The organism is Streptomonospora nanhaiensis, from assembly GCF_026642255.1.
Classification (GTDB): Bacteria; Actinomycetota; Actinomycetes; order Streptosporangiales; family Streptosporangiaceae; genus Nocardiopsis; species Nocardiopsis tropica.
In genome coordinates, this window is the sequence record NZ_CP113264.1 from 6,931,997 (window position 1) to 6,957,546 (window position 25,550).

The 25,550-nt window shown below is 73.6% G+C and carries 18 protein-coding genes; 3 read left to right on the forward strand and 15 right to left on the reverse strand.

The features are described from left to right. Positions 1-53: 53 nt before the first annotated feature. Genes OUQ99_RS30020 through OUQ99_RS30040 form a run of 5 tightly spaced genes read right to left on the reverse strand, consistent with a single transcriptional unit; the run spans position 54 to position 7,505 of the window. Entirely contained in the window at positions 54-1,217 is a 1,164-nt protein-coding gene (locus OUQ99_RS30020) for a VWA domain-containing protein (protein WP_267947118.1), read from the reverse strand. Further along, positions 1,214-3,601: a DUF5682 family protein gene (locus OUQ99_RS30025; protein WP_267947119.1), complete on the reverse strand. Its 2,388-nt coding sequence runs from the start codon at positions 3,599-3,601 to the stop codon at positions 1,214-1,216. Before OUQ99_RS30025 ends, OUQ99_RS30020 begins: the two co-directional genes overlap by 4 nt. After that, on the reverse strand, positions 3,601-4,710 hold the full coding sequence (locus OUQ99_RS30030; RefSeq protein WP_267947120.1) for an ATP-binding protein: 1,110 nt from the start codon (positions 4,708-4,710) through the stop codon (positions 3,601-3,603). The genes OUQ99_RS30025 and OUQ99_RS30030 overlap by 1 nt, the downstream gene beginning before the upstream one ends. Next, the gene (locus tag OUQ99_RS30035) at positions 4,711-6,243 is read right to left on the reverse strand and encodes a DUF5691 domain-containing protein (RefSeq protein WP_267947121.1); all 1,533 of its coding nucleotides are present in this window, start codon (positions 6,241-6,243) and stop codon (positions 4,711-4,713) included. Then, positions 6,240-7,505 carry an SWIM zinc finger family protein gene (locus tag OUQ99_RS30040; protein ID WP_267950562.1) on the reverse strand — a complete coding sequence of 422 codons (1,266 nt, stop codon included), beginning with the start codon at positions 7,503-7,505 and terminating at the stop codon, positions 6,240-6,242. The genes OUQ99_RS30035 and OUQ99_RS30040 overlap by 4 nt, the downstream gene beginning before the upstream one ends. Before the next feature lie 554 nt (positions 7,506-8,059). On the opposite strand from OUQ99_RS30040, the gene OUQ99_RS30045 reads away from it, so the two are divergent. Continuing rightward, positions 8,060-9,478 (forward strand): cytochrome P450, encoded by a 1,419-nt coding sequence (locus OUQ99_RS30045; protein ID WP_267947122.1) that lies wholly within the window; start codon positions 8,060-8,062, stop codon positions 9,476-9,478. Positions 9,479-9,625: 147 nt separating this feature from the next. Here the strand turns inward: OUQ99_RS30045 and OUQ99_RS30050 are convergent, their stop codons facing one another. Together OUQ99_RS30050 and OUQ99_RS30055 are read right to left on the reverse strand one after the other, a co-directional pair. After that, positions 9,626-10,606 carry a TIGR03557 family F420-dependent LLM class oxidoreductase gene (locus OUQ99_RS30050; protein WP_267947123.1) on the reverse strand — a complete coding sequence of 327 codons (981 nt, stop codon included), beginning with the start codon at positions 10,604-10,606 and terminating at the stop codon, positions 9,626-9,628. 22 nt (positions 10,607-10,628) lie between these two features. Further along, positions 10,629-12,716, reverse strand: a complete 2,088-nt coding sequence (locus OUQ99_RS30055; RefSeq protein ID WP_267947124.1) for a catalase — start codon at positions 12,714-12,716, stop codon at positions 10,629-10,631. 229 nt (positions 12,717-12,945) lie between these two features. Here OUQ99_RS30055 and OUQ99_RS30060 point away from each other — a divergent pair, with 229 nt between their 5' ends. After that, positions 12,946-13,800, forward strand: a complete 855-nt coding sequence (locus tag OUQ99_RS30060; protein ID WP_267947125.1) for an SDR family oxidoreductase — start codon at positions 12,946-12,948, stop codon at positions 13,798-13,800. 95 nt (positions 13,801-13,895) lie between these two features. On the opposite strand, the gene OUQ99_RS30065 is transcribed toward OUQ99_RS30060, so the two are convergent. Next, the gene (locus OUQ99_RS30065; protein ID WP_267947126.1) at positions 13,896-15,704 is read right to left on the reverse strand and encodes a thiamine pyrophosphate-requiring protein; all 1,809 of its coding nucleotides are present in this window, start codon (positions 15,702-15,704) and stop codon (positions 13,896-13,898) included. Between the two features lie 82 nt (positions 15,705-15,786). Beyond that, entirely contained in the window at positions 15,787-16,230 is a 444-nt protein-coding gene (locus tag OUQ99_RS30070; protein WP_267950563.1) for a ChaB family protein, read from the reverse strand. A 391-nt stretch (positions 16,231-16,621) separates the two neighbouring features. Between OUQ99_RS30070 and OUQ99_RS30075 the strand changes: the two genes are divergently transcribed. Next, on the forward strand, positions 16,622-17,548 hold the full coding sequence (locus OUQ99_RS30075) for an alpha/beta hydrolase family protein (RefSeq protein ID WP_267950564.1): 927 nt from the start codon (positions 16,622-16,624) through the stop codon (positions 17,546-17,548). Positions 17,549-17,649: 101 nt separating this feature from the next. Here OUQ99_RS30075 and OUQ99_RS30080 read toward each other — a convergent pair whose 3' ends face one another. From OUQ99_RS30080 to OUQ99_RS30105, 6 genes are all read right to left on the reverse strand, one after another. Then, on the reverse strand, positions 17,650-18,969 hold the full coding sequence (locus OUQ99_RS30080; RefSeq protein ID WP_267947127.1) for an ABC transporter substrate-binding protein: 1,320 nt from the start codon (positions 18,967-18,969) through the stop codon (positions 17,650-17,652). A gap of 31 nt (positions 18,970-19,000) precedes the next feature. After that, positions 19,001-20,095 carry a branched-chain amino acid ABC transporter permease gene (locus OUQ99_RS30085; RefSeq protein ID WP_267947128.1) on the reverse strand — a complete coding sequence of 365 codons (1,095 nt, stop codon included), beginning with the start codon at positions 20,093-20,095 and terminating at the stop codon, positions 19,001-19,003. 2 nt (positions 20,096-20,097) lie between these two features. After that, complete coding sequence (locus OUQ99_RS30090) at positions 20,098-20,949, reverse strand: branched-chain amino acid ABC transporter permease (protein ID WP_267947129.1); 852 nt, start codon at positions 20,947-20,949, stop codon at positions 20,098-20,100. An 11-nt stretch (positions 20,950-20,960) separates the two neighbouring features. Continuing rightward, the gene (locus OUQ99_RS30095; protein WP_267947130.1) at positions 20,961-21,680 is read right to left on the reverse strand and encodes an ABC transporter ATP-binding protein; all 720 of its coding nucleotides are present in this window, start codon (positions 21,678-21,680) and stop codon (positions 20,961-20,963) included. Next, the gene (locus OUQ99_RS30100; RefSeq protein ID WP_267947131.1) at positions 21,677-22,489 is read right to left on the reverse strand and encodes an ABC transporter ATP-binding protein; all 813 of its coding nucleotides are present in this window, start codon (positions 22,487-22,489) and stop codon (positions 21,677-21,679) included. Before OUQ99_RS30100 ends, OUQ99_RS30095 begins: the two co-directional genes overlap by 4 nt. Positions 22,490-22,583: 94 nt before the next feature. Further along, entirely contained in the window at positions 22,584-25,406 is a 2,823-nt protein-coding gene (locus tag OUQ99_RS30105; protein WP_267947132.1) for an AAA family ATPase, read from the reverse strand. Positions 25,407-25,550: the final 144 nt, after the last annotated feature.

The window sequence follows — 25,550 nt, forward strand, 5'->3', positions numbered from 1 at the left end:
ACCCCGGACGGGTGACAGGCGGGCGGGGACCGCCACGGCCCCGCCCGCCCGGATCAGGCGTCCTGGTGCTTCTCTACCCAGGACGTGAGGGGTTGTCCCTGGATCGCGGCCGCCATCAGCTCCGGGAACACGTCCGGCGTGCAGGCGAACGCGGGGACCCCCATCTCCGCGAGTGCCGACGCGTTCTCGCGATCGTAGAACGGCGCGCCCTCGTCCGACAGGGCCAGGAGGACCACCACCTGGACCCCGGCGGCCTGCATGGCGGCCACCCTCTTCAGCATCTCCGCTCGGACACCGCCCTCGTACAGGTCGCTGATCAGCACGAAGATCGAGTCCGCGGGCTTGGTGATGAGCCCCTGGCAGTACGCGATCGCCTTGTTGATGTGCGTGCCGCCGCCGAGCTGCGTGCCGAAGAGCACCTCCACCGGGTCGGTGAGCTGTTCGGTCAGGTCGACCACGGCGGTGTCGAACACGACCAGCGACGTGCGCAGGGTGCTCATGGACGCCAGGACGGCGCCGAACACGCTCGCGTACACCACCGAGGAGGCCATCGACCCGCTCTGGTCGATCGCCAGGACGACGTCCTTCTGCACGCCCCGGCTGCGGCGTCCGTACCCCACCAGGGTCTCCGGCACGATCGTGTTGTGCTCGGGCAGGTAGTTGGCGAGGTTGCGGCGGATCGTGGCGTTCCAGTCGATGTCCGCCACCCGGCGCGGCCGGTGGGTGCGCGCCGACCGGTCGATCGCCCCCTGGACCACGGAGCGGGTCTTCTGCGCCACCCTGCGCTCCAGGTCGTCCACCACCCGGCGCACCACGGCGCGGGCGGACTCGCGCGCCTCGTCGGGCATGACCCGGTTGAGGGACAGCAGGGTGCCCACCAGGTGCACGTCGGGTTCGACGGCCTCCATCATCTCCGGCTCCAGGAGCAGCTGGTGCAGGCCCAGCCGGTCCATGGCGTCCTTCTGCATCACCTGCACGACGGAGGTCGGGAAGTACTCCCGGATGTCGCCGAGCCACCGTGCGACCCGGGGCGCCGAGCCGCCGAGGCCGGCGCTGCGCCGGCCGTCCCCGGCCCCCCGGTCCGCGTCGCCCCGGTTGTACAGCGCCTCCAGCGCGCCGTCCATGCCCTGGTCGGCGGCGCTCAGGCCGCCCGCGCACTGCGCCTCGCGGCCGAGGACCAGCCGCCAGCGGCGCTCCCGCTCATCCGTGACGCTCACGTGTGGCTCCTTCCGGTGGTGAGGATGGCCAGGGCCGCGGCCAGTGCGGGGGCGGCGCGTTCGACGTCCACGTCCGCGCGGACCGCCGCGGGGCCGGCGGCCGGGGCCGCCCTGCCGATCCGGGCGGCAGCCGCCCCGATCTCCCGCCGCTCCGGCCCCTGGAAGGACCCGAAGGTGCGCCTCAGCAGCGGCAGCACGACGGTGAAGCGCTCCTCGGGCAGGCCGAGCAGCCAGGTGTCGATCAGCCCCAGCAGGTGGTCGTCGTGCACCAGGATCAGTCCGCTGCCCCGGAGGAACCCCTCCAGCCACGCGGCGGCCGTCGCGGGCTCCGCGCCCGGGGACATCGCCAGCCCGAGGCGGCGGCGCAGCTCGTCGTCGTCCACCAGCCCGGCGTCCGACAGCATCCGGTTGACGCGGCCGGCGATCCGTCCGGGCAGGGTGTCCCGCCGCGCGAGGGCGACGAGGGCCGCCGTCCAGGCGGCGGCGCCCTCCCCGCCGAGCAGGGTCGCCGCCGTGTGCGTCTCGTCGATCCGCCCGACGAACCGCTCCGCCGCGTCGTCGTCCAGGCCGTGCACGGCGGGGGCCAGCCCGACGCAGACGCGGCGCAGGATCTGCTCGGCGACGGTGCGCAGGTGTCCGCTCTCCGTCCCGCGCACGTCGCCGTAGCGGGCCGACCGGGCGAGCGGGGGCAGCGCGCCCATCAGGTGGGTGACGTCGCTGTCGGTGGCCGCCCGGTCGGTGAGCAGGGCCAGGACCCGGGGCAGGGCCTCGCCCAGCTCCGCGAACAGGCACTGCTCGGTGAGCGAGGTCAGCTCCGGCAGCGTCGCCTCCCCGGCGAGGTCGACCGCCCTGGCGGCGGCGGCCGAGGCCACGGTGGTCCCCCACCGGCTGGCCTCGATCAGCGCCACGTCCATCTCCGGTTCCCAGCGCAACCGCCACGACTCCCGGAAGGTCCCCTTGTGCCCGCCGTCGGGCGTGCGCGGAACGCCCCACCCCACACCGAGCATCCGCAGCCGGTGCAGCAGCACGCCGCGCCGGCGCTCGTTGTCCTTGCGCAGGTCGAGGTCGAGGTCGCGGTCGAAGGGCTCCGGTTTGAGCCGCAGCCGCTTCTGGGCGGCGACCAGGTCCCGCTGGAGCGGGACCATGGGCGTGGACGGGGGCACCGCTCCCATCCGCTCGCCGATCGCCATCCGCCGGTGGACGAGGGCGGCCCGGGTGGGCTCGCCCTCGCACAGGACGGCGGTGAGCGCCTCGGACACCTCGTCGAGCCCGGCGAGGGGTCGGCCCCGCAGCACGGCGAGGCTCTCCGCGAGCCGTACGCCCTCGATGACGTGCGAGGACGACACGCCCTGACCCTCGTCGCGCAGCATGCGGGCGGCGTCGGTGAGCCAGCGGTGCACCGGGCGGTCCGCGACGGTGAACAGGTGGTGGTACCAGCCGGGCGCGGACACGCCCGCGCCGTAGCCGCTGTCCGAGGCCAGGCGGCCGTGGGTCCACGGCACCCAGGTCGCGGTGACCTTGACCTTGGGCAGGCCCTTGAGCAGGGCGGCGTCGTCCTTGACCGGGTGGTCGGCCAGGTCGCGCAGGGCGGGGGCGTGCCAGGCGCCGCAGACCACGGCGACGCGCTCGTGGCCCTGTTTGAGGGTGGCGCGCAGGGTCTGGCGCATGTACGCCTCACGGCGGGCGTTGCGCGGTTCCTCGGGGCCCGACTCCGCGCGGACCGCGGCCATGGCGTCGGCGATCGCGGGGAACGGGGAGGGCTCCCCGTCGCCGCGCTGCTCGACGACGTCGTCCCACCAGCGTTCGGCGTCGTCGTAGCCCGCGGCCTCGGCGAGGACGCCGAGCGGGTCCAGGCGGACCCGCTCGGGCTCGCCGACGGCCTCCTCGATCCCGGAGCCGTCGGCGCCCTCACCCGGCTCCCCGGCGCCGGCCTCCGTGTCCGCCCCGGCGCCGTGGTCCTCCGCCCCGGCCGTTCGCTCGGCGAGGGTGTGCGCGGCGGGCAGGTCGCAGAAGCGCACCGGGACGTCGTTGGCCACCGCGTAGCGCAGGGCCTCCCACTCGGGGGAGAAGCTCGCGAACGGCCAGAACGCCCATCCGTCCCTCGACCGCCGGTCCTCGACCGCGGCCTTCTCCTCCCCGCCGCCCCCGGCCGGGGCCTTCCCGCCCCCCGCGGGGGCGTCGGCCACGTAGGCCAGCAGCGCCACCGGCGGCTCCAGCTCGCCGACGAGTGCGGTGAGCGCGTCCGCCTCCGGCGGCCCCTCGATCAGCACGGCGTCCGGCTTGATCTCCTCCAGGGCCGCCCGGACGGCCCGGGCCGAACCCGGGCCGTGGTGCCGCACGCCGAGGACGTGCAGCCCGCTCGTGTCCAGTCGGGGTCGGCCCATCAGGCGCCCACCTCACGGCACGCGCGGTAGAACTCGCCCCAGCCGTCGCGGCCGCGCGCGACGGTCTCCAGGTACTCGCGCCACACCACGCCGTCGGACACGCGGTCCTGGACGACGGCGCCCTGGATGCCCGCGGCGACGTCGGCGGCGCGCAGCTTCCCGTCGCCGAAGTGCGCGGCCAGGGCGATGCCGTTGGTGATCACCGAGATGGCCTCGGCCGTGCTCAGGGTGCCGCTGGGCGACTTGACCTTGGTGCCGTTGTCCTCGGTGACCCCGGAGCGCAGTTCGCGGAAGACCGTGACGACCCGCTGGATCTCGGTGAGGCTGGTGGGGACCTCGGGCAGCTCCAGCGAGCGTCCCAGCTGCTCCACGCGCTGGGTCACGATGCGGATCTCGTCCTCCGCGCTGTCCGGGACGGGCAGCACCACCGTGTTGAACCGGCGGCGCAGCGCGCTCGACAGGTCGTTGACGCCGCGGTCGCGGTCGTTGGCGGTGGCGATGATGTTGAACCCGCGCCGGGCCTGCACCTCGATGCCGAGTTCGGCGACCGGCAGGGCCTTCTCGGACAGCACGGTGATGAGGCCGTCCTGGACGTCGGAGGGCATGCGGGTGAGCTCCTCGATGCGCCCGATGGAGCCGCGCGCCATCGCGGTCATCACGGGACTGGGCACGAGGGCGGCCTCGGAGGGCCCCTCCGCGAGGAGCCGCGCGTAGTTCCAGCCGTAGCGGACGGCCTCCTCGGAGGTCCCGGCGGTGCCCTGGACCAGGAGGGTGGAGTCGCCGGAGACGGCGGCGGCCAGGTGCTCGGACAGCCACGTCTTGGCGGTTCCGGGGACGCCGAGGAGGAGCAGCGCGCGGTCGGTGGCCAGGGTGGCGACGGCGACCTCCACGACCCGGCGGGCGCCGATGTACTTGGGGGTGATCTCGGTGCCGTCGTCGAGGGTGGCGCCCAGCAGGTACTGGGTGACCGCCCACGGGGACAGGCGCCAGCCCGGGGGGCGCCGGCGGTCGTCGGCCTTGGCCAGCGCCTCCAGTTCGGCGGCGTAGGTCTGCTCGGCGTGCGGGCGGATGGCCTGGGCCGCGTCGGTGCTGATGGCGGAGGTGGTCAACTAGAGCTCCTTGTGCATGTCGAGTCGGAATCGGAGGGTGTCCCGAAGCCGGAGGTAGGCGTCCGCGGTGTCGTCGAACGGGGGTTCGGTGCTCAGGCCGGCGAGGTGCTCGGGGGGCATGTGCTCGGCCGCGGCCTCGCAGACCTCCCGGTAGCCGAAGGAGTCGCGTCCGCGTCCGGGCCGGTGCAGGCGCCGGACGACCTGCTCGGACAGGGCCGCGGTCCAGGGACCGCGGGTGGCGCGCAGCATCTCGCCCCAGCGCTCCAACCCCACCCCGGGGTTGAGGACGCCCTGCACGTGCGCGCAGCGCTCCTCGACCGGCAGCAGGTCCAGGAGCTTCTCCAGCTGGAACGCCCCGCGGGTGTGGGCGTGGGAGCGGTGGGAGACGCGGGGGCCGATCGCCTCCAGGACGGCCCTCGCCCACGCGGTGTCCTCCTGGACGACGACCGCGTTGACGAAGGCGTCGCGCAGTTCGGCGTCGCCGGAGTCGGTGGCGGCGTCCAGGACCCCGGAGGGGCCGGTGCCGAGGAGGTCGGGCCACACGTCCAGCGGGGCGTGGGTGACGAGCGCCCAGAGGCGTTCGGACCGCTCGTTCTTGCCCTCGGGCTGCTGCTGGGGCGCCGCGAGCGCGAGGTCGCGGTGGATGTCGTCGCGCCGGGTGTGGACGGTCTCCACCCGCAGCCCGCCGTTGTCGCCCGCCGACGCGTACTCGCGGACGTGGCCGCGCAGGCGGTGCGCGTGGGCGCTGTCGGGCAGCCGGGTGAGGAGTGACAGGGCCAGGCCCCGCACGTTGGCGCCCCGGTCGTCCAGGGCGTGTTCGAGGAACTCCTCGTCGGCGGGGCCCAGCCCGGTCGCGAGCGCCTCCAGGAGCCGGCGGCGGAGCTCGGCCCTGGCCAGGTCGGGCCAGACGCCCCGGAGGAGCTCGCGGGCCGCGTCGGGGTCGGTGGTCCTCAGCGCGGCGAGGGCGCGTCGCCTCCGGGCGGGGCTCCCCTGCTCCCACTCGTGCCGGTCGAACCGGTCGCCCGGGACGGATTCGCCCAGCATGTACTCCCAACCGGGGTTGAACCGGGCCAGCCAGTGGCCGCGTCCGCCGACGGCCGCCGCGAGCGCGGGGCGCAGCCGGCTGTCGCGCGCCCCCTGGTCGAGGAGGGCGGGGACGCTGGAGTGGGCGGCCCGCCTCCCGCGGGCGGCAGCGAGTTCGAGCCACTCGGGCAGGAGGGGGAGGCGTCCGGCGAGGATGCCCTCCAGCCGGCGCGTGGCGGCCTGCCCCACCTCGGGGCGTTCGTCGGGGGCGTCGGGCGCGACGGGCGTCGCCTCGGCGGGTGTGTACCCGGCGGCGCGGCGGACGGCGGCCAGGGCGGCCCTGTCCAGGAGGGTCTCGGCTCCCTCGGCGGCGGGGGTGGAGGGCAGGTCGGGGGTGTCGGGCACGGCCCGGCGGGAGGTGCCCACGAGGGCGGCGGAGACCAGGCGGTCCCAGGAGTCGACGGCGGTGAGGGGGGCCAGGGGGTCGAGGGGTTCGGTCGTGCCGGTCACAGGGAGACCGCCTTTCCGTTCCGGTCCCACACGGTGAGGGGTGTGAGCCCGTGGGAGGGCGACCACTCGGCGGCGACGGTGGCCGGATGGCCGCCGGTGACCGCGAGGAGGCGCCAGGGGTCGGGGGAGGCCAGGGGGAGGGCGGCGCCGGTCGGGTCGGCGAGGTGCCACCGGTCGCCGCCCCCGGCCGGGAGTGCGGGGGCGGCCCGGTCGAGCACGACCGGCCAGGCGTCCTGCCAGGGGTCCTCGGCCAGGACCGCGGCGAAGGCGTCGAGGGCCTCGGCGACGGTGCCGCCCCCGGGCTCCGGCGCCGGGCCGGTGTCACCGTCGCCCAGGGGGACGACGCGGTGGCCGTCGGGGTAGAACGCGAACTCGGCGGCGACCTCGGTGCCGACCCGGAAGGCGGTGGCGGGCGCCTCCCCGGCGCGGCCGAAGGTCAGGGACAGGGCGGTGCGCCCGGTCCCGGCTCCCCGCAGCCACACCCGGCGTGCGCGCATGTCGTTCTCGGGGGTGGCGACGTCGCGCCATCCCAGGACCCGCCACGTGTCGCGGACCCGCTCGCCGCCCGCGAGGACGTCCTCGGCGCGGGTGGTGATCCCGACCCTGGCGCGGACCGCCCCGCGGGTGCGCTCCCCGAGGGCGTCCCCTGCCCGGTGGCCGACGACCAGCAGGTGGAGCAGGCCGAGCTGTTCGAGCACGCGCTCGGGCCAGTGGTCCCCCCTGGCGGCGGAGGGCAGCTGGGAGACGAGGGTGGAGGCTCCGCGCGCCTTGGCGTCCGTGAGGCGCCTGGCCATGCGGTCCCAGTGGTCGTAGCCCTGCTTGGGCACCTCGGCCAGGCCCGCGTCGACCTGGTCGTACAGCCAGGTCCGGAGTTCCTCCAGTCCGGCGCCGACGGCCTCCTCCCGCTTCTGGAGGGTCTGCGCCGCCTTGGCGGGGTCGGCGGGCGCCGCGGGGGCCCCGTTCTCGGCCCGGGCCCGGCGGGCCGCGCGGCCGTTGAGCCAGGAGCCCACCCATTCGGGTTTCTCGGCCCGGACCGCCACGTCGTCCTGGGCCCACAGCGCGAGCAGGGCCAGGACGTGCTTGCAGGGGATCTTGCGGCTGGGACAGCTGCACTTGAAGGCGGGGCCGCCGTCACCGTCCAGGTGGACGGCGGCGAGGTAGGGCTTGGAACCGCTGCCCTTGCACTCGCCCCACACGGCGGAGGCGCCGCCCGAGGGGGCGGCGACCACCCCGCGCTCCGGCCAGGACCCGCCCTTGGCCACCTTGATCGCGGCCTTCTGGGAGGAGGGGTCCGGAGCCAGCGCCCATACGTCGTCGGTACTCCATCGATCGCTCACATGGAGAACACTACGGAACGACAGTGACAAATCGGGGTGTTCCGACAGCTCCTCGCGGGACCTTTCCCGGGGGCGCCGGCCGGAGATCCGGAACTGTCCGGGCCCCGTGGAAGGATGGGGCAGCGGACCGGCCCGCCCACGGCCACGAAACCCCCGTGTGCCACCGAAAACGCATTAACGGCATATAAAATACATTTGTTCTCTCTGGCCGTTTTATCCTGGTGCCGAAAGTCCTGATCCGCGCATTTTTCTGAGGGTGTTGAAAACAGATCTATTACCCTCCTAGAATGCCACGACCAGGATCTCAGCCCCCGGTCGCCACGCCTCCGGGGAATGCGGTCCCGGAACCCGGCCACGGCCCGCCCTTCCCGCCTGCGGCCGAGACCGTCCCCGCTCCCCCTCCCCCGACACCAAAGAAACACAACGTCTCCTCGAAGGGAGGGAAGCGGCTCCCGTGACCCCCGGGTACCGCGACCCCGATGACGACCACCCGCCCCGGCGACGAAACCGCCCCGCCCGGAGCCCCCGGCTCCATGCCCCCCCGGGGGTGCCCGGCCGATATCACCCGCCTGTACGGGACCACGCCCGACACCGGGCGCGACGCGCTCTGGGCCGCGCTGCGCGAACGGCACGGCCCCGTCGCACCCGTCGAACTGGAGACCGGGGTACGGGCCTGGCTGCTCCTCGGCTACCACGAGAACCTCACCGTCCTCCAGAACCCGCACATGTTCTCCCGGGACACCCGCCGGTGGCGCGAGGTGGCCGAGGGCCGCGTCGACCTCGCCTCGGCCCGGCCCGCCCTGTCCTGGCGCCCCAACGTCCTCTACGCCGACGGGGCCGAGCACACGCGGCTCCGCGGAGCCGTCGTGGAAGCCCTGGCCAGGGTGGACATGGCCGCCACCTCGCGCATGGTCCGGCAGCTCTGCGAGGAACTGATCGACGCCTTCGTGGCCGAGGGCAGAGCCGATCTCGTCGCCCAGTACGCCAACCCGCTGCCCGTGCTGGTGATCAACCGGCTGTACGGGCTCTCCGACAGCTACGGGCACATGCTCGGCGACCTCACGGCCCTCATCTTCGACGAGGACGCCAAGCGGGGCGAGGACGCCATCGGCCGCGTCCACCAGTACTTCTCCGGGCTGGTCGACCGCAAGCGCGAGCACCCCGGACCGGACCTGGTGTCGTGGATCCTGGAGCACCCCTCGGGCCTGAGCGGGCACGAGGTCGCCCACCAGGCGGCCCTCATCAACAACGCCAGCCACCAGCCCACGACGCACCTCATCGGCAACACGCTGCGCACACTGCTCACGGAGGACCGCATCCGCGGGGCGTACACCGACGCCCGGCTGCCGGTCCAGGAACTGCTGGACCACGTCATGTGGACGGACACGCCCTTCCAGATCCTCCCCGCCCGCTTCGCCCTCCAGGACATGCGCATCGGCAACGCCGAGGTCCGGGCGGGCGACGCCCTGCTGATCGGGTTCGACGCCGCCCACCGCGACCCCGCGGTACGGCGGGGCGAGGACGACGGCACGGGGGTGGCGAGCGGCAGCCGCGCACACCTGATGTTCGGAGCGGGTGCGCACGCCTGCCCGGCGCGCGAGATGGCCAAGATGATCGCGGCGACGGCCGTCACCATCCTGCACGAGAGGCTGACGGGCATGCGCTTGGCGGTCGACCCGGAGGAGTTGCGCTGGACGCCCTCGCCGTTCCTGCGCGGACTGCGCGAGCTGCCCGTCGTCTTCGTCCCGGGCGAGCCCTCCGCCCCGGATCCGGCCGCCGGGGACGAGTCGGCGTCCCGGCACCGGGACGGCCGGCGGTCGTCCGCCGGGGAGGAGGACGGGCAGGAGGGCGACCTGCTCGACCGGCTCCTCCTCTGGTGGCGGGGCCTGCGCGGGTAGGCGCGGCGCCCTCCGGGCCCGTCGTGCGCGGCCGGGCACCTTCCGGGCGCGGGGCGCCGGCCCCGCCCCCGGAGCGGGCCGACGCGGGACGCACGGCGGCCCCGGGGAGGCCCGCACCCCGGGGCCGCCGGAGCCCGGCCGCGCGGCTCACGCCGCCGGGCCGGCCCGACCGCCCAACCGCCGGATCGGCCCGGCCAGCTCCTCCTCGAAGAAGGTGAAGAACCCCTCCGTGTCCGGCCCCGCGTTGACCAGGCACAGGTGGTCGAAACCGGCCTCGGTGAACTGGCGCACGGCCTCCAGGTGGCGCTCCGGGTCCGGTCCGTAGCCGAACGCGTCGCGCATCGCCTCCCGGCCGATCAGGGCGGTGGCCGCCTCGAAGTTCACCGGGTTGGGCAGCTCGGCCTGCACCTTCCACCCCAGCAGGCCGAAGCGGAAGACCTCGCGCGCCGAGTCCAGCGCCTCGACCTCGTCGGCGGCCCAGGCCAGCGGCACCTCGCCGTAGCGCGGGCCGACGCCGCCGCTCTCGCCGTACGCCCGGGTGAGCGCCTTGTCGGGCTCGGTGCAGAACAACCCGTCGCCGAGCTCCGAGGCGAGCAGGGCGGCCTGCTCGCCCCCGGCCGCCACGATGATCGGCGGCGGCTCGTCGGGGAGGTCGAACACGCGGGCGTCCTCCAGGACCAGGTGCTTCCCCTCGTAGGAGTGGTAGCCGCCGGACCAGAGCAGCCGGATGATGTCGATCGCCTCGCGCAGCATCCGGTGGCGCGTGGTGACGTTGGGCCAGCCCCGGCCGACGACGTGCTCGTTGAGGCGCTCCCCCGAGCCCAGCCCGAGGCTGAACCGCCCCTCGGACAGGAGGGCGGTGGTGGCGGCGGCCTGCGCGACGATCGCCGGGTGCACCCGCAGGATCGGGCAGGTGACCCCGGTGGCCAGGCCGATGGTCTCGGTCCGCTCCGCGACGGCGGCCAGCATCGACCACACGAAACCCGAGTGGCCGTGGCTGTACAGCCACGGATGGAAGTGGTCGCTGACCTCGACGAAGTCGAAACCGGCCTGTTCCGCGCGGACCGCCTGCTCCACGATCTCGCGGGGCCCGAAGCCCTCGGCGAACAGCTTGAAGCCCACCTTCATGGTGTCGTCGTCCCTCCCCTCGTCAGGCCGGCACCGCCGCGGTCGGCCGGTCCCAGATCCGGTGTCCCCCGACCAGCCGCGCGAACTCCGCGACGCAGTCGTCGCCCGCCGTCTCCGACACGACGACCCCCAGCTCGGTGCGCGTGCCCCCGGCGGGTGCGAAGGTCCCCTCCGGGACCGGCAGGGACGCGAGGAGACGCGTGCCCTCGCCCACCGCCGCCACCGCCTTGTGGTGCTTGTACGCCTCCAGGACGAAGTGGACGGCCACGCCGTCCTGCTCCAGGGACTCGGCGGAGGAGGGCCCTCCCGGCACCACGACCGCGTCGTACAGGACGGAGGACACGGTCGTGTAGGCGCGGTCCACGGTGACGGGGTCCCCGGCGCCGGCGCGCACCGCGCCGTCCGTCGCGGCGAGGAGCTCCACCACCGCGCCCTCGGAGACGAGGCCGTCCCGGAACGCGTGGACGGCGGCGGCGTCCACGCCGTCGGCGACGAGTACCGCGATCTGGCGGCCCGTCAGCGAGCCGAAGGCGGTGTTGGCCATGCTGACGGCCGGTGAGGAGCGTCCGTGGTTGGGCGTCCCCTCCGTCTCGGGGGGCTCCACCCCGATCCCCTCGGCCACACGGGCCGACAGCTCGTGGTCGACGTGGTTGAGGTTGGCGACCACACGCTGGCGCACCGCGAGCTCCTCGCACTTGCCCAGCTCGAAGCGGAACCCCGCGACCAGGTGCTCGCGCTCCCAGTCGGCGAGGCTGTTGTAGAACAGCGTCGCCTGGGAGTAGTGGTCGGCGAAGCTCTCGCTCCGCACCCGGATCTTCCCGCCCTCGACCTTCTCCGCGTAGTGGCGGTAGACGCCCTCGTCGGCCGGCGCGGGGCAGCCGCCCCCCAGCGAGTTCGGGTAGTAGGAGGTCTGTCCCCGGTGCACCCGGTGCTGCGCGAAGCCGTCGCGCTGGTTGTTGCTCACCGGCGCCACCGGCCGGTTGACGGGGATCTGCTGGAAGTTGGAGCCGCCCAGGCGCAGCAGCTGGGTGTCGAGGTAGGAGAAGTTGCGGGCCTGGAGCAGCGGGTCGTTGGTGAAGTCGATCCCCGGCACCACGTTGGCCGTGTGGAAGGCGACCTGCTCGGTCTCGGCGAAGAAGTTGTCCGGGTTGCGGTCCAGGACCATCTTCCCGATGGGCCGGACAGGCACCTCCTCCTCCGGGATGATCTTGGTGGCGTCCAGCAGGTCGAAGTCGAAGGCGTGCTCGTCCTCCTCCGCCACGAGCTGCACGCCCAGCTCCCACTCGGGGTACTGGCCGCGCTCGATGGCCTCCCACAGGTCGCGCCGGTTGAAGTCGGGGTCCTTGCCCTGGATGCGCTGCGCCTCGTCCCAGACGAGGGAGTGCGTGCCGAGCAGCGGCTTCCAGTGGAACTTGACGAAGGTGCCCCTCCCCTCGGCGCTGACGAACCGGAAGGTGTGCACGCCGAACCCCTGCATGGTCCGGTAGCTGCGCGGGATCGCCCGGTCCGACATCAGCCACATCATCATGTGGGTGGTCTCGGGCTGGAGGCCGACGAAGTCCCACAGGGTGTCGTGCGCGGACTGCGCCTGCGGGATCTCGTTGTGGGGTTCGGGCTTGACCGCGTGGACGAAGTCGGGGAACTTGATGCCGTCCTGGATGAAGAAGACCGGCATGTTGTTGCCGACGAGGTCGTAGTTCCCCTGCTCGGTGTAGAACTTCACGGCGAACCCGCGCACGTCCCGCACCGTGTCGGCCGAGCCCCGCGACCCGGCGACCGTGGAGAAGCGCACGAAGACCGGTGTGGTCACGTCCGGACCGCTCAGGAAGTGGGCCGCGGTGAGGTCGGAGAGCCCCTCGTAGGGCTGGAAGCGGCCGTAGGCCCCCGCCCCGCGCGCGTGGACGACGCGTTCGGGGATGCGCTCGTGGTCGAAGTGGGTGATCTTCTCGCGGGCGTGGAAGTCCTCCAGGAGCGTGGGGCCGCGTGCGCCGGCCCTGAGCGAGTTGTCCGTGTCGCCCACCCGCACGCCGGTCTCCGTGGTCAGCGGTTGCGCGGAATCGGTCCTCACCGAATCGAGCCGACGGTCCTTCTCGGTGCGTGCGTCGTCCATGGAAGTCCTCCGTTGGTGAGACCTCAGGTGCTGACATAAGGGGTTTCTCCACTCACGGTGACCGGGCCGCTCCACCCCCAAACATGGTTGTCCCGCTTTTGGAGGGGAGTTCACCGCCCCGCGCGGACGTGTCCGCGGATGCCCGAACCGGGGAAAGGGTTCCGCGTTGGAGGGGCTCGGAGCCGGGTAGGAGGAGCCCCACGCGAGGCGCCAGAGAGAGGAGAAGCCCATGTCCGAGACCCCACCTCCCGCGCAGAGCCAGCCGTACCCGGGGCGTACCGAGCCGATGGATCCGCAGCCCAGGGACGAGATGAGGGACTACGAGGGGCGCGGTCTGCTGGAGGGCAAGCGCGCCCTGATCACGGGGGGCGACTCCGGGATCGGCCGTGCCGTGGCCGTGGCGTTCGCCAAGGAGGGGGCCGACGTCGTCTTCGGCTACCTCAGTGAGGACGCCGACGCCCAGCACACCGTGGGCCTGGTCCAGGAACAGGGCCGCAAGGCCGTGGGGATCCGCGGCGACCTGGCCGACGAGTCGTTCTGCTCCCATCTGGTCGGCCGCGCGGTCGAGGAACTCGGCGGGATCGACGTCCTCGTGGAGCACGCCGCCACCCAGTCGCCGGTCGAGCAGTTCACCGACCTGACCACGGAGCAGCTGCGCCGCACGTTCGACGTCAACGTGATGGGGGTGTTCTGGACCGTCCGCGAGGCGCTGGAGCACATCCCCGACGGCGGCTCGATCATCATCACCGGGTCGATCAACGGTCTGCGCGGCAACGACTCGCTCATCGACTACGCGGCGAGCAAGTCCGCGGTGATGAACCTGTCGCTCTCGCTCTCGCAGGTGCTCCGCGACCGCGGCATCCGGGTGAACTGCGTCGCTCCCGGCCCCGTCTGGACGCCGCTCATCCCGGCCACGCTCGGGGAGAAGGGCGCCGAGGGGTTCGGCGAGCAGGCGCCGATGGGGCGGGCCGCCGAACCCGACGAGATCGCCCCGTCGTACGTGTTCTTCGCCAGCGACCGCCTGTCGTCGTACTACTCGGGCGAGACCCTGGCCCCCACGGGAGGGGAGATCCAGGCCGGCTGAGCCCGGGCCCGACGGACGCGGGGGCGGGGACCGTGCGGTCCCCGCCCCCGCCCGTGCGGTCCCGGGCCCCGTCCCGGCCGCGCCGCGGCCCCCGTTCAGCCGCGGCCCGGCAGGAACTCCCGTGCCTTGGCGGCGAGCCCCCGGCGCACGACGTCCGCCGCGTCCGGGTCGCCCGACACGAGCGCCCTCGCGGTGTCGACGAGCTGGTCCCACTCCACCTCGGGCGGGATGGGCGGGACGTTGCCGTCGCAGCGGACGTCGATCAGCACCGGCCCGTCGGCGGCGAGCGCCCGGCGCCAGGCCGGCGCCACCTGGTCCGGCCGGTCGACGCCGATACCGGTCATCCCGACGGACTCGGCGAAGTCCGCGTAGGACATGTCCGGCAGGTCCTGGGAGAAAGGTGTCCTGGGAGAGCCCCCCATGGCCCGCAGCTCCCAGGTGACCTGGTTGAGGTCGTTGTTGTGGAGCACGCAGACCACCAGGCGGGGGTCCTCCCACAGGTGCTGGTACCGGCGTGCGGTGAGCAGTTCCATGAGCCCGTTCATCTGCATGGCCCCGTCCCCGACCAGGGCGACGGCGGGCCGGTCCGGGGCGGCGAACTTGGCCCCGATCGCGTAGGGCACCGCGCAGCCCATGGTGGCGAGCGTTCCCGAGAGGGAGCCGCGCATACCGTGCCGCAGGCGGACGAAGCGCGCGTACCAGTTGGTCGCCGACCCGGAGTCCGCGGTCACCACGGCGTTGTCGGGCAGCAGTGGGGAGAGTTCGTGGAAGACCAGCATCGGGTTGACCGGGTCGGCCTCCAGCCGCGCCTGGCTGTCCAGGACACGCCACCACCGGGCGACGTTGTCCTCCACGGTCTCCCGCCACCGGCTCCGCGCGCGGTCGCGCCCGGCGTCGGGGGAGAGCCGGTCGCTCAGCGCGCGCAGGGTGGCGGCGGCGTCGCCCACCAGGTTGACCTCGGTCGGGTAGCGCATGCCGATGAACTTCGGATCGATGTCGATCTGGACCGCGCGTCGCCCGAAGGGCGGCAGGAACTGGGTGTAGGGCAGGTTGGACCCGATGATGACCAGGGTGTCGCAGTCGCGCATCAGCTCCCACGACGGCCGGGTGCCCAGGAGCCCGATGGACCCCGTGACGAAGGGCAGCGTGTCGTCCAGCACGTCCTTGCCCAGGAGGGCCTTGGCGATCCCCGCCCCGGTGAGGTCCGCCAGGTGCAGGACCTCGTCGACGGCGCCGCGGGCGCCCTGGCCCACCAGGAGGGCCACGCGCTCACCGGCCTCGACGACCTCGGCCGCGCGGTCCATCTCGGACTCGGGCGGCAGCACCGTGCCCGGTCCGGCGTCCGGGTCGGGCCTGCTGGAGGGCACTTCCTTGAACTCGTGCCCGGGCGGGGAGTAGTCCGCCTCCTGCACGTCGGCGGGGACGATGACGGCCGTGGGGGTCCTCTCCGCGAGCGCGGTGCGGATCGCGCGGTCCAGCACGTTGGGCAGCTGCTCGGGCACCGTCACCGTCTGGACGTAGGCCCCGGCGACGTCCTTGAACAGGCTGTGGAGGTCCACCTCCTGCTGGTAGCTGCCGCCCATGGCGCTGCGCGCCGTCTGCCCCACGATCGCCACGACGGGCACGTGGTCGAGCTTGGCGTCGTAGAGCCCGTTGAGCAGGTGGACCGCCCCCGGCCCCCCGGTCGCCAGGCAGACCCCGAACCTGCCGCCGAACTTGGCGTAGCCCACCGCCTCGAAGGCGGACATCTCCTCGTGCCGGCTCTGCACGAACCGCGGCGCGCCCTCCGTGCGCCCCATCTGCGCCACGAGTCCGTCGATGCCGTCACCGGGATAGCCGAAGATCTCGGTGACGCCCCAGTCGGACAGGCGGCGCAGCAGGTGGTCGGCGACGTTCTGGGCCATCTCGCCCCCAGGTGTGGCCCGCGGGCGCGCGGCGCGCACGGCCGCCCGCCCGCGGTGCGGGTGGTACGGGTGGTGCGGTGTGTCAGGAGGAGCGGCGGGACTTCGAGGACCCGCTCTTCCCGGAGCCCGAGGTCCGCCGGTTGCTCTCCTTGCGGAGCGCCTCGACGAGCTGGGGCTTGGTCATGGACGAGCGGCCCTGGATGCCCAGCTCCTTGGCCCGGCCGTAGAGGTGGTCCTTCGTGGCGTTGGCGTCCACCCCGCCGGCGGTGGGCAGGTCCTTGCCGCCCCTGTTGCGCCCGGCCTTCGGGTTGGCGGCCTGTGCGTCGGAGGGTCCCGACCGCTGCTTGGGCACCCAGTGGTCGCCCTGCTTCTCGAACTTGTGCTTGAGCGCCGCGATCGCCACCCGGTGGGCGCGTTCCCCTTCGCCGTACTCCTCCACCGCGGAGTCGTGCGCCTTGATCCAGGTGTCCTGGGCCTTCTTCGGTGACCGCTTCAGGGTCGCCGGGAGTTCCTTCGCACCGGGCACTGTCCTCACTCCCCGATCCTCGTTGGTTCTCGGTGCCCACCGCCCTGCCCGGGACGCGGTCGTGCAAAACACCGGGGACCGCCCCCGGCGGCGGCCGTGCGCGCCCCGGAAACGGGCGCCCCCCGCCCGACCTGCCCCGACCCAGGCACTGGTGATCCAACGGATGCACGTTCACACTGTCGACTTCATAGTGAATTAACGGAGAAACATTTCCCCGGAACCAGGTCCCATTCGATTTCCCGACCCCCTATCGGGTTTCGTAGAGGGCGCGGTAGGAGCTGGCCGGACCCCCGTCCGAGCACATCTCCTTTCCTGATGGTTCTCCGATCCGCGTCCGCCCCAGGACTCGCGGATTCCCGCTGCACGAGAAAAGGAAAACGACGTGCTGACAATGAATCCCCCCTCCCCCGAACTCCGGGAGGACTCCGGCCGTCCGCGCTCCCGGACGGCCCGGTTCGCCGCCCGGTCGGCGATGGCCCTCGCACTGGTCGCGGGCCTCTCCGGCGGTCTCGCCTCCCCCGCCCAGGCCGCCAGTGAGTACGAGCGCGGCCCGGACCCCACCGAGCGGAGCGTCACCGCCGTCCGGGGCCACTTCGACACCGACACCGACACCGTGTCCTCCCTGGTGAGCGGTTTCGGCGGCGGCACGATCTACTACCCGACCGACACCAGCGAGGGCACGTTCGGCGGCGTGGTCATCGCCCCGGGCTACACCGCCGGGCAGTCCTCGATGTCCTGGTACGGGCACCGGATCGCCTCCCAGGGGTTCGTGGTGTTCACCATCGACACCACGACCCGCTACGACCAGCCCGACAGCCGGGGCCGCCAGCTGGACGCGGCCCTGGACTACCTGGTCGAGGACAGCGACGTGGCCGACCGCGTGGACGGCGACCGCCTGGCGGTGATGGGCCACTCCATGGGCGGCGGCGGCACGCTCGCGGTCGCCGACGACCGGCCCGAACTGCGTGCGGCGATCCCGCTGACCCCCTGGCACACCCAGAAGAGCTGGTCCGGCATGGAGGTCCCGACGCTGGTCATCGGCGCCGAGAACGACAGCGTCGCTTCGGTGCGGACCCACTCCATCCCGTTCTACGAGAGCCTGCCCGGCAACCTGGACAGGGCCTACCTGGAGCTGCGGGGCGCCTCCCACTTCGCGCCCAACATGTCCAACACCGCGATCGCGAAGTACAGCATCTCCTGGCTGAAGCGGTTCGTGGACGAGGACGAGCGGTACGAGCAGTTCCTGTGCCCGGCGCCCGACACCGGGTTCGGCACGGACTTCTCCGACTACCGGGACTCCTGCCCGCACGGGTCCTGACCCGGGCCGGGCCCGTGGCCCGGACGGCGGAGAGCACACAGGCGGTGGCCCGGAGGGACTTCCCTCCGGGCCACCGCCCTGTCCTACCGGTCCGACCCCGGTCAGTCGTGGAAGTCCAGCTCCTCCGGGGGCAGCCGCTCGAAGTCGGTCTCCTCGATGCCGCCGCCCTCACGGTCGGTCACCCGGGGGCCCTGGACCATCTCGATGGTGCCGCCGGCCCGGTACTGGACGACGTACACGCCCTGGTGTCCGCCGTGGTCGCCACCGCTGGAGGAGAAGGGCAGGAGGCCCGGCCCCTGCCACTCCTGGGCCTCCATCGCGTCGACGAGCGACTGGCGGGTGAGGTCCTGGCCGGCCGACCTGAGGACCTGGGCCACCATGACGGCCTGGGTCATGCCGAACACGTGGGTGTTGGTGACGGTCTCGCCCTCGCCGTACTCCCCGTAGACCTCCAGGAAGAACTGGGCCCACTCGTCCTCCTGGTCCTCGACGCGCGGCATGTAGCTGGTGACGAGGGCGCCGTCCAGGAACGCGTCGGCAGGGACGTCCTCGGCGTCCGTGTCCTGGGTGAACTCGGCGAGCAGGCCCTGGAGGGTCGCGGTGTCCCCGCCGATGCTGGAGATGACCCACTGCGGCTCGTAGCCGATGCTCGCCGCCTCCAGCATGGCGAGGGCGACGAACGCCGGGATGCAGGAGCAGACGACCACCTCGGCCTCGGTGCGCTCGAACTCGGCGACCTGTGCGCTGAGGTCGGACACCTCGGACTCGTAGTGCTCGCGGGCGACGACCTCGTCGGCGAGGTACTGGTCCAGGCCCGCCTGGGAGTCCTCCCCGATGTCGTCGTTCTGGTACAGGTAGCCGACGTTCTGGCCGGAGAAGTTCTCGCTGATGTACTGGCCCTGGATCTTCGCCTCCTTCGTGTAGTCGGTCTGCCAGCCGTACGTGAGCGGGTGCTCCTCGGTGTTGTTCCAGGCCAGGGCTCCGGACGACGGGAAGATGTCGGGGACGCCCTCGTCGTTGAGGTAGTCGATGACGCCGCCGTGCGTGGGCGTGCCCAGCCCGCCCACCATCGCGAAGATCTCGTCCTCCAGGACCAGCTGGCGGGTGACGTCGATGGTCTGCGCCGGGTCGTAGGCGTCGTCCTCCACCCGGTAGTCGATCTGGCGTCCGTGGATGCCGCCCTGGGCGTTGACGTAGTCGAACACGGCCCTCGCCCCCTGGGAGACCGCCAGGTATCCGGGGGCGGCGGGTCCGGTCAGGGGCTGGTGGGAGCCGAGGACGATGCTGTCGTCGGTGACGCCGGTCGACACGTCCAGGTCGACCTCGCCGCCGTCGGCGACCTCGCCCGCGCCCGTGCAGGCGGTCGCCATGACCGTCAGCGCGAGGGCGGCGGCGAGTACGCCCGGTGTTCCTCTTCGCATGGTGGTTCTCCTTCGATGGGGGGTGGAGGGATCAGCGGGTCGTGGGGGGCCGCAGCCGGGCGCCCAGGCGTGTGAGCGCGCCGTGGAGCCCCAGGGGCCAGAAGCGCAGGACGAGGATGAGGACGATCCCGAAGAACACGACCGGGAGGTTGTTCTCGACGTTCCTGCCGAGTTCGAGGGAGCGGGCCAGGTCGGTGGCCCAGATCTGGAGGTAGACGACGGTGACCGCCGCCCAGAGCGCGCCCCACAGGCTGCCGATGCCGCCGAACACCAGGGCGGCGAGCAGGGTCAGGGAGAGCACGAGGGTGAAGCTGCTGGGGGTGGCGGTGCCGAGCACGTAGGCCTGCAGCCCTCCGCCGAGGCCCCCCGCGGCGGAGGCGATGACGAACGCGACCACCTTGGTCTTCCCGACGGGGACGCCCGCCATGGCGGCGGCCGTCTCGTCGTCGCGCAGGGAGCGCATGCGGCGGCCCAGGCGGCCGGAGGAGATGGTGGCGAGCACGGCGAGGCCGATGACGACGGTGGTCCACACGACGAGCGCCTTCCACTCGCTGTCGGTGAAGACCCCCTGGAGGAACGGGGGCGCCCCGGCGGTGCGGATGTTGAGCCCGTTGCTGCCGCCGAGGAACTCGTGGTAGCGGTGGGTCAGCCCGGGCAGCCCGACCGCCAGGATCAGGGTGGCCCCGGCGAGGTAGGGGCCGTGGAGGCGGGCGGTGGCCGCGCCGACCGCGATGCCCGCGACCGCCGACACGGCGACGATGATCAGCAGGTTCGCGGCGATGGGCAGCATCGGCTGGTGGAGGACGAGCAGCGTCATCGTGTAGGCGCCGATCATCATGAACGCCCCGTGGCCGAGCGACACCTGGCCGCTGCCCCCGACGAGCAGCTGCAGGCCCGCGACGGCGAGCATGGTGTAGCCGACGGCGGCCAGGCGCAGCGCGGTGAGGTCCCCGGTGACGAGCAGCAGGCCCGTCACCGCGGCGAGGCCGAGCGCCGCGAACAGGAGGTGGCGCAGCGGCGAGGGCAGTGTCCGCCGACTCCGGCCGCGGGGCGTGTCGGGGCTTCCCGCGGCGTGGGCGCCGGGGCCGGTGGCGCGTTCCGCGCTCTTTCCGGTGGGCGAGGACATGGCTACACCTTCCGCGCGGTCGGACGGGACAGGATGCCGTCGGGACGCACGCTCAGGACGACGACGACGATGGCGAGGGCCGTGAGGGTGGCCAGTTCGGGGCCGGCGTACCCGGACACGTAGGACATGCCGAGGCCGATGAGCAGCCCGCCGACGACGGCGCCGAACGGGTTGTCCAGGCCGCCGATGACGGCGGCGGTGATGCCGTAGACGAACACGACGTCGAACACGTTCGGGGAGATGAACGGGGGTCCGGCGAGCATGCCCGCGAGGGCCCCGATGCAGGAGGCGATGGCCCACCCCGCGGTGAGCATCAGGCCGACCCGCACGCCGCTGAGCCGGGCGGCCTCGGGGTGGAAGGCGGCGGCCCGCATGCGCAGGCCGAGCGGGGTGAACCGGTAGAGGGCGAACAGCAGGAGGGCGACGGCGCCGACGGACACGAGGGCGAACACGCTGGACGGGGCGAAGCGGCCCACGTAGCTGAACGCGTACCGGAACCCGTGCTGCTCGTTGCCCCAGACCATGCCCACCAGGCCCTGGACGACCAGGAGGAGTCCGAGGGTGACGATGATGGCGTTGAGCTGGGAGACGCGGGCGATGGGCCTGATGACGAACCGCTCGACCGCCGCCCCGGCGACCAGCCCGGCCGTCAGCGCGGCCGCGAACCCGAGCCAGTAGGAGCCGGTGATCCCGGTGACGGTGTAGGCGGTGTAGACCGCGACCAGGGCGAGCGCGGGCTGGGCGAAGTTCACCAGGCGCGTGGCCTGGTAGATGATCACGAGGGACAGCGCCAGTGCCGCGTAGGCCGCCCCGGTCGCCAACCCGTTGAGGGTCAGGTTGATGAAGTGGGTCATGGGGGTGCTCCTCAGAAGCCCAGGTAGGCGTGGCGCGTGCGGTCGTCGGAGAGCAGTTCGGAGGAGGCGCCCTCGGCGACGACCCGCCCCTGGTTGAGCACGAACCCGGTGTCGGTGACCGCCAGCGCCCCGGCGGCGTTCTGCTCGACGAGGACGACGGTGAGCCCGGTGCGGTCCCGGAGGTCGCGCAGGAGGCCGAAGATCTGCCGCGTGACCAGGGGCGCCAGCCCGAGCGAGGGCTCGTCCAGGAGCAGGATCCGCGGCCTGCCCATGAGGGCGCGGCCGATGGCGAGCATCTGGCGCTCGCCGCCGGAGAGGGTGCTCGCGGTCTTGCCGCGCCGTTCGGCCAGGGGCGGGAAGAGCTCCATGACCTCGGTGAACGTGCTCCTGTCCCGGCGGTCGGACCGCCACAGCCCGCCCAGGCGCAGGTTCTCCTCGACGGTGAGCTCGGCGATGACGCCGCCCCCCTCGGGGACGTGGGCGAGGCCGCGGGTGATGGCCTTCTCCGCGGGGAGCCGGGTGATGTCGTCCCCGTCGAGGAGGACCCGGCCGGAGGAGGAGGGGTGGAGGCCGGTGACGGTCCGCAGCAGCGTGGTCTTGCCCGCGCCGTTGGCGCCGAGCACGGCGCAGATGCCGCCGGCGGGGATGGCGAGGGAGACGCCGTCGAGGGCCCGGACGGCGCCGTAGGAGGCGCTGAGCCCCTCGACGGTGAGAAGGGGTGCCGCGGTCATCGGGGGGCTCCGTTCGTGTGGCCGGGGGCGGCGTCGTCGGAGGCGCCGAGGTAGGCCCGGGTGACGAGGGGGTCGGCCTGGACCTCCTCCGGCGTCCCCGTGGAGATGACCCGGCCGAAGTCGAGGACGACGATGCGGTCGCAGACGCGCATGACCAGGTCCATGTGGTGTTCGACCAGGACCACGGCCATGTCCCGGCTGAAGCCGCGGATCTGCTCGGCGAGGGCGTCGATCTGCGTCCCGGACAGCCCGCTGGCGGGTTCGTCCAGGAGGAGGAGTTCGGGTTCGCCGACGCAGGCGCGGGCCAGGGCGACCTGCTTCTGCAGGCCGTAGGGGAGGGTGCCGGGGAGCCGGTGCGCGTGCTCGGCGATCCCGAACCCCTCCAGGGCGGCGAGGGCGCGGGCGCGCAGCTCCCTCTCGTCGCGGTGGTGCCGTCCGAGACCGCTGATCAGGGAGAACGCCCCTCCGGCGGCGAGGCGGTCGGCTCCGGCGACGACGTTGTCCAGGACCGTCATCATCGGGAAGAGGTTGAGGCCCTGGAAGGTGCGGGCGATGCCGGCGCGGGCGAGGTGGTGGGGCCTGCGGCCGGGCGGCGGGGCCCCCTTCCAGGTGATGGTGCCGGCGGTGGGCCGCAGCACGCCGGAGAGGACGTTGAACAGGGTGGTCTTGCCCGCGCCGTTGGGGCCGATGAGGCCGACGACGGACCCCGGCGCGACCTGGAGCCCGACGTCGTCGAGTGCGGTGAGGCCTCCGAAGCGCACGGTCACCCCGTCCGCTCTCAGGAGATGGTCCGCTGCGGTCGTTGTCATGGCTGCCTTTCTCGCGGTTGCCGACCGAAAACCCGTACCGACCAGTTGGTATGGCAGGGGTGTCCGGCGGCCCGGGGGCCGTCGGACCGGAGGGTCAGTTGAACAGGCGGGCCAGGTCCACGCGGGACCTGATGTTGAGCTTGCGGAAGATGCCGCGCAGGTGGTGCTCGACCGTGCGCGGGCTGATGAACATGTGCGCGGCCACCTCGCGGTTGGTGGCCCCCTCGGCGACCAGGCGGGCGATCTGCTGCTGTTGCGCGGTCAGCTCGCCGGCCGCGTGCGGCCCGGGGTCGGGTCCGGTCGCGGCGGTGCCGATGGCGCGCAGCTCGGCACGGGTCTGCCGTACCCACAGCCTCGCGCCGAAGCGCTCGAAGGTCTCCACCGCGTTGTTCAGGTGCTCGCGGGCCCGGCCGGGCAGGCGCGCCCTGCGGAGGAAGGCGCCGAACAGCAGCTGGGTGCGGGCGTGCTCGACGTCGTCGTCCCCGCACGCCCGGTGCAGGGCCAGGGCGTTCTCGAAGTGGTCGGCCGCCTCGTCGCCCGTGGCCAGGAGCCCGGAACCGCGCGCGGCCAGGGCCAGCGCGCTCGGGCTCCCCACCGACTCGGCCCAGCGCCGGTACCCGGCCAGGGACGTGCGGGCCCACTCCGTCTCGCCCATCCTGACCGCGGCCTCCACGAAGTGCGGGGCGGTCAGCAGCCGCATGGTGGGGTGGCCGTGGCCGGGGGCGGAGTGCACGAGGGAGCGCAGCCGGAAGAACGCCTCCGCCGCGTTGCCCCGGGACAGCTCCAGTACGGCGAGCGCCCACGCCGCCAGGGCCGCCGCCAGCCCGAGGCTGTTCTCGCCCGCCTGGGAGGCGACCGCGCGGGCGCGGATCCGGCAGGTGTCCACGTCGCCCTGGATGGCCGCGATCATGGCCAGCGACGCCAGGTGCTGGGTGGCCCAGATGGTCTGCCCGCTCTCACGGGACACCCTGAGGCCGGTGAGCGCGGTACCGGCCGCGGACGGGAACCGGCCGCTCCAGAACTCGGAGAAGACCAGGAACCCCAGAGCGGCGGGGAGGGTGGCCTGTTCGCCGCGCGCCCGGCCGACCTCCGCCGCCCGGGAGGTCGCCGCGCGCACGAAGGGCGCGTCGGCCAGCCGCAGCCCGGTGATGCCCGCCCAGATCAGCTCGGAGGGCTTGGCGATCTCCGCCAGCCCGGTGGCCTCGCGCAGCAGGGGCGTGGACCCCGGGTAGTCGCCCCGGAAGGAGATCACGCACCCCTCCAGGAAGGCCGACAGCAGGCGCATCGGCGCCGGGTCGTCGGTGCGGACCAGGGAGACCGCCAGCTCGGCGGCGCGGGCGTGGCGTCCGGCGTCGCCGGCCAGGGAGGCGGAGTCGGCGGAGCGGACCAGCGCCCGCAGGGCCAGGAAGCGGTCGTGCGGGATGAGCTCGCGCCCGACGGTGTACAGCCGCTCGGCCACGTCGAGGGCGTTCTCGCCGCGCATGGCGATCTGGGCGTCGATGAAGTCGACGGTGACGCGGCGCCGGTCGGAGACCGCGAGGGGGCGCGCCTGCGACAGCAGGCGGGTGGCGCGTTCGGTGCGGCCCGCCATGTAGGCCTCGTAGGAGGCGGTGGTCAGGCGGCAGGCGCGCTCGTCGGAGTCCGGTGACAGCCAGGCGGCGCGCTCGAACGCGTGGGAGGCGGCGAGGCGGCCCTCCAGGCGCTTGGCCCGGCGGGCGGCGGCGGACACCGCCTCGAACAGGTCCGCGTCGGGGGCGCTCGTACCCGCGGCGGTGTGCAGGGAGAACTCCACGGGCGCCCGCTCCGGGTCCACCGCCCCGGCCAGCGCCCGGTGGGCGTCGCGCAACCGCCCGGCGGGGGTGTCCTGGGCGATCGCCTCGCGGGTCAGGGGGTCCGTGAAGACGACGGCGTCGCCCTCCACCCGGACCAGGCCCCGCTCCTCCGCGGGTTCGAGGTCGGTGATGGTCGTGTCGGCCCCGCCGGAGGCGGTGAGCAGCAGGTGGACGCGGGGCGCGGTGCTGAGCGCGGCGAGCAGGAGGAGGTGGCGGGCCCGCTCGGGCAGGTCGCGGTAGGGGGCGAGGAAGTCGCCGCGCAGGCGGCCGGGCAGGCGGGGCGGGTCGGGCAGCGGCTCCTCGCCGAGGAGCTGCGCCGGGGCCAGTCCGCGCAGGTAGCCGAGGACGGCGGCCGGGTTGCCGTGGGCGGCGCGGACGAGGGAGGAGCGGACGGCGGAGGCGAGGGTGACAGGAGCGCTGTCGGTGAGGATGTCGTGCACCGCCCGCTCCTCCAGAGGGGCGAGGAGGAGTTCGGCGATGCCGGGCACGAGCGCGTCGGGGGTGGGCTCGCCCATGGTCTCGGGCAGGCGCGCCCCGGCGGGCTTGCCGTGTCCCTCGCGCGCGGTGAACAGGGCGGCGACCGGGGTGCCGCCGAGCCGGCGGGCCGTGAAGGACAGCGCGTCCAGCGAGGGGGCGTCCAGCCGGTCGGCGTCGTCCACGCAGACCAGCAGCGGCCGACCGCGCCCGGCGGCCGTGCGGGACAGGAGTTCGGGCAGCGCCGTGTAGAGGGCGAGCCGGTCGGCGTCGGCCACCGCGCCGCGGGTGAGGGCCTCCCGGAGGAGCGGGCGCCAGGGCTCGGGGAGCCCGTCGACCTCGGCGCCGAGGGGGCGGAGCAGGCGTTGGAGTCCGGAGAAGGGGAGGCCCGCCTCGTCGGAGATACCCCCCGCGTGGAGCACGGTGAAACCACCGGCGGCGCCGCGGGCGTGGTCGAGGAGGGCCGTCTTCCCCCTGCCCGGACCGCCGGAGACGAGCAGGGCCGTGCCCCGTCCGGACCTGGCGCCGCCCAGGGCGTCGGCGAGGGCCCGCGTCTCCGTGTCACGGCCACGGAGGCGGGTGTTCGGGGGTTCGGGTTCGCTGCCTTCCACGTGCTCACATTCGCACAGCGGCCCCCCGTCACGGCAGGTGCGAAGGTCCACACTGGTCGTTTCACCGATGCCCGCACCGAGTCGCACGCGGTGGCTCCCGCGGGCCCGGGACGCCTCCCGCGGGGAACCGGGGGGCGGGTGTTC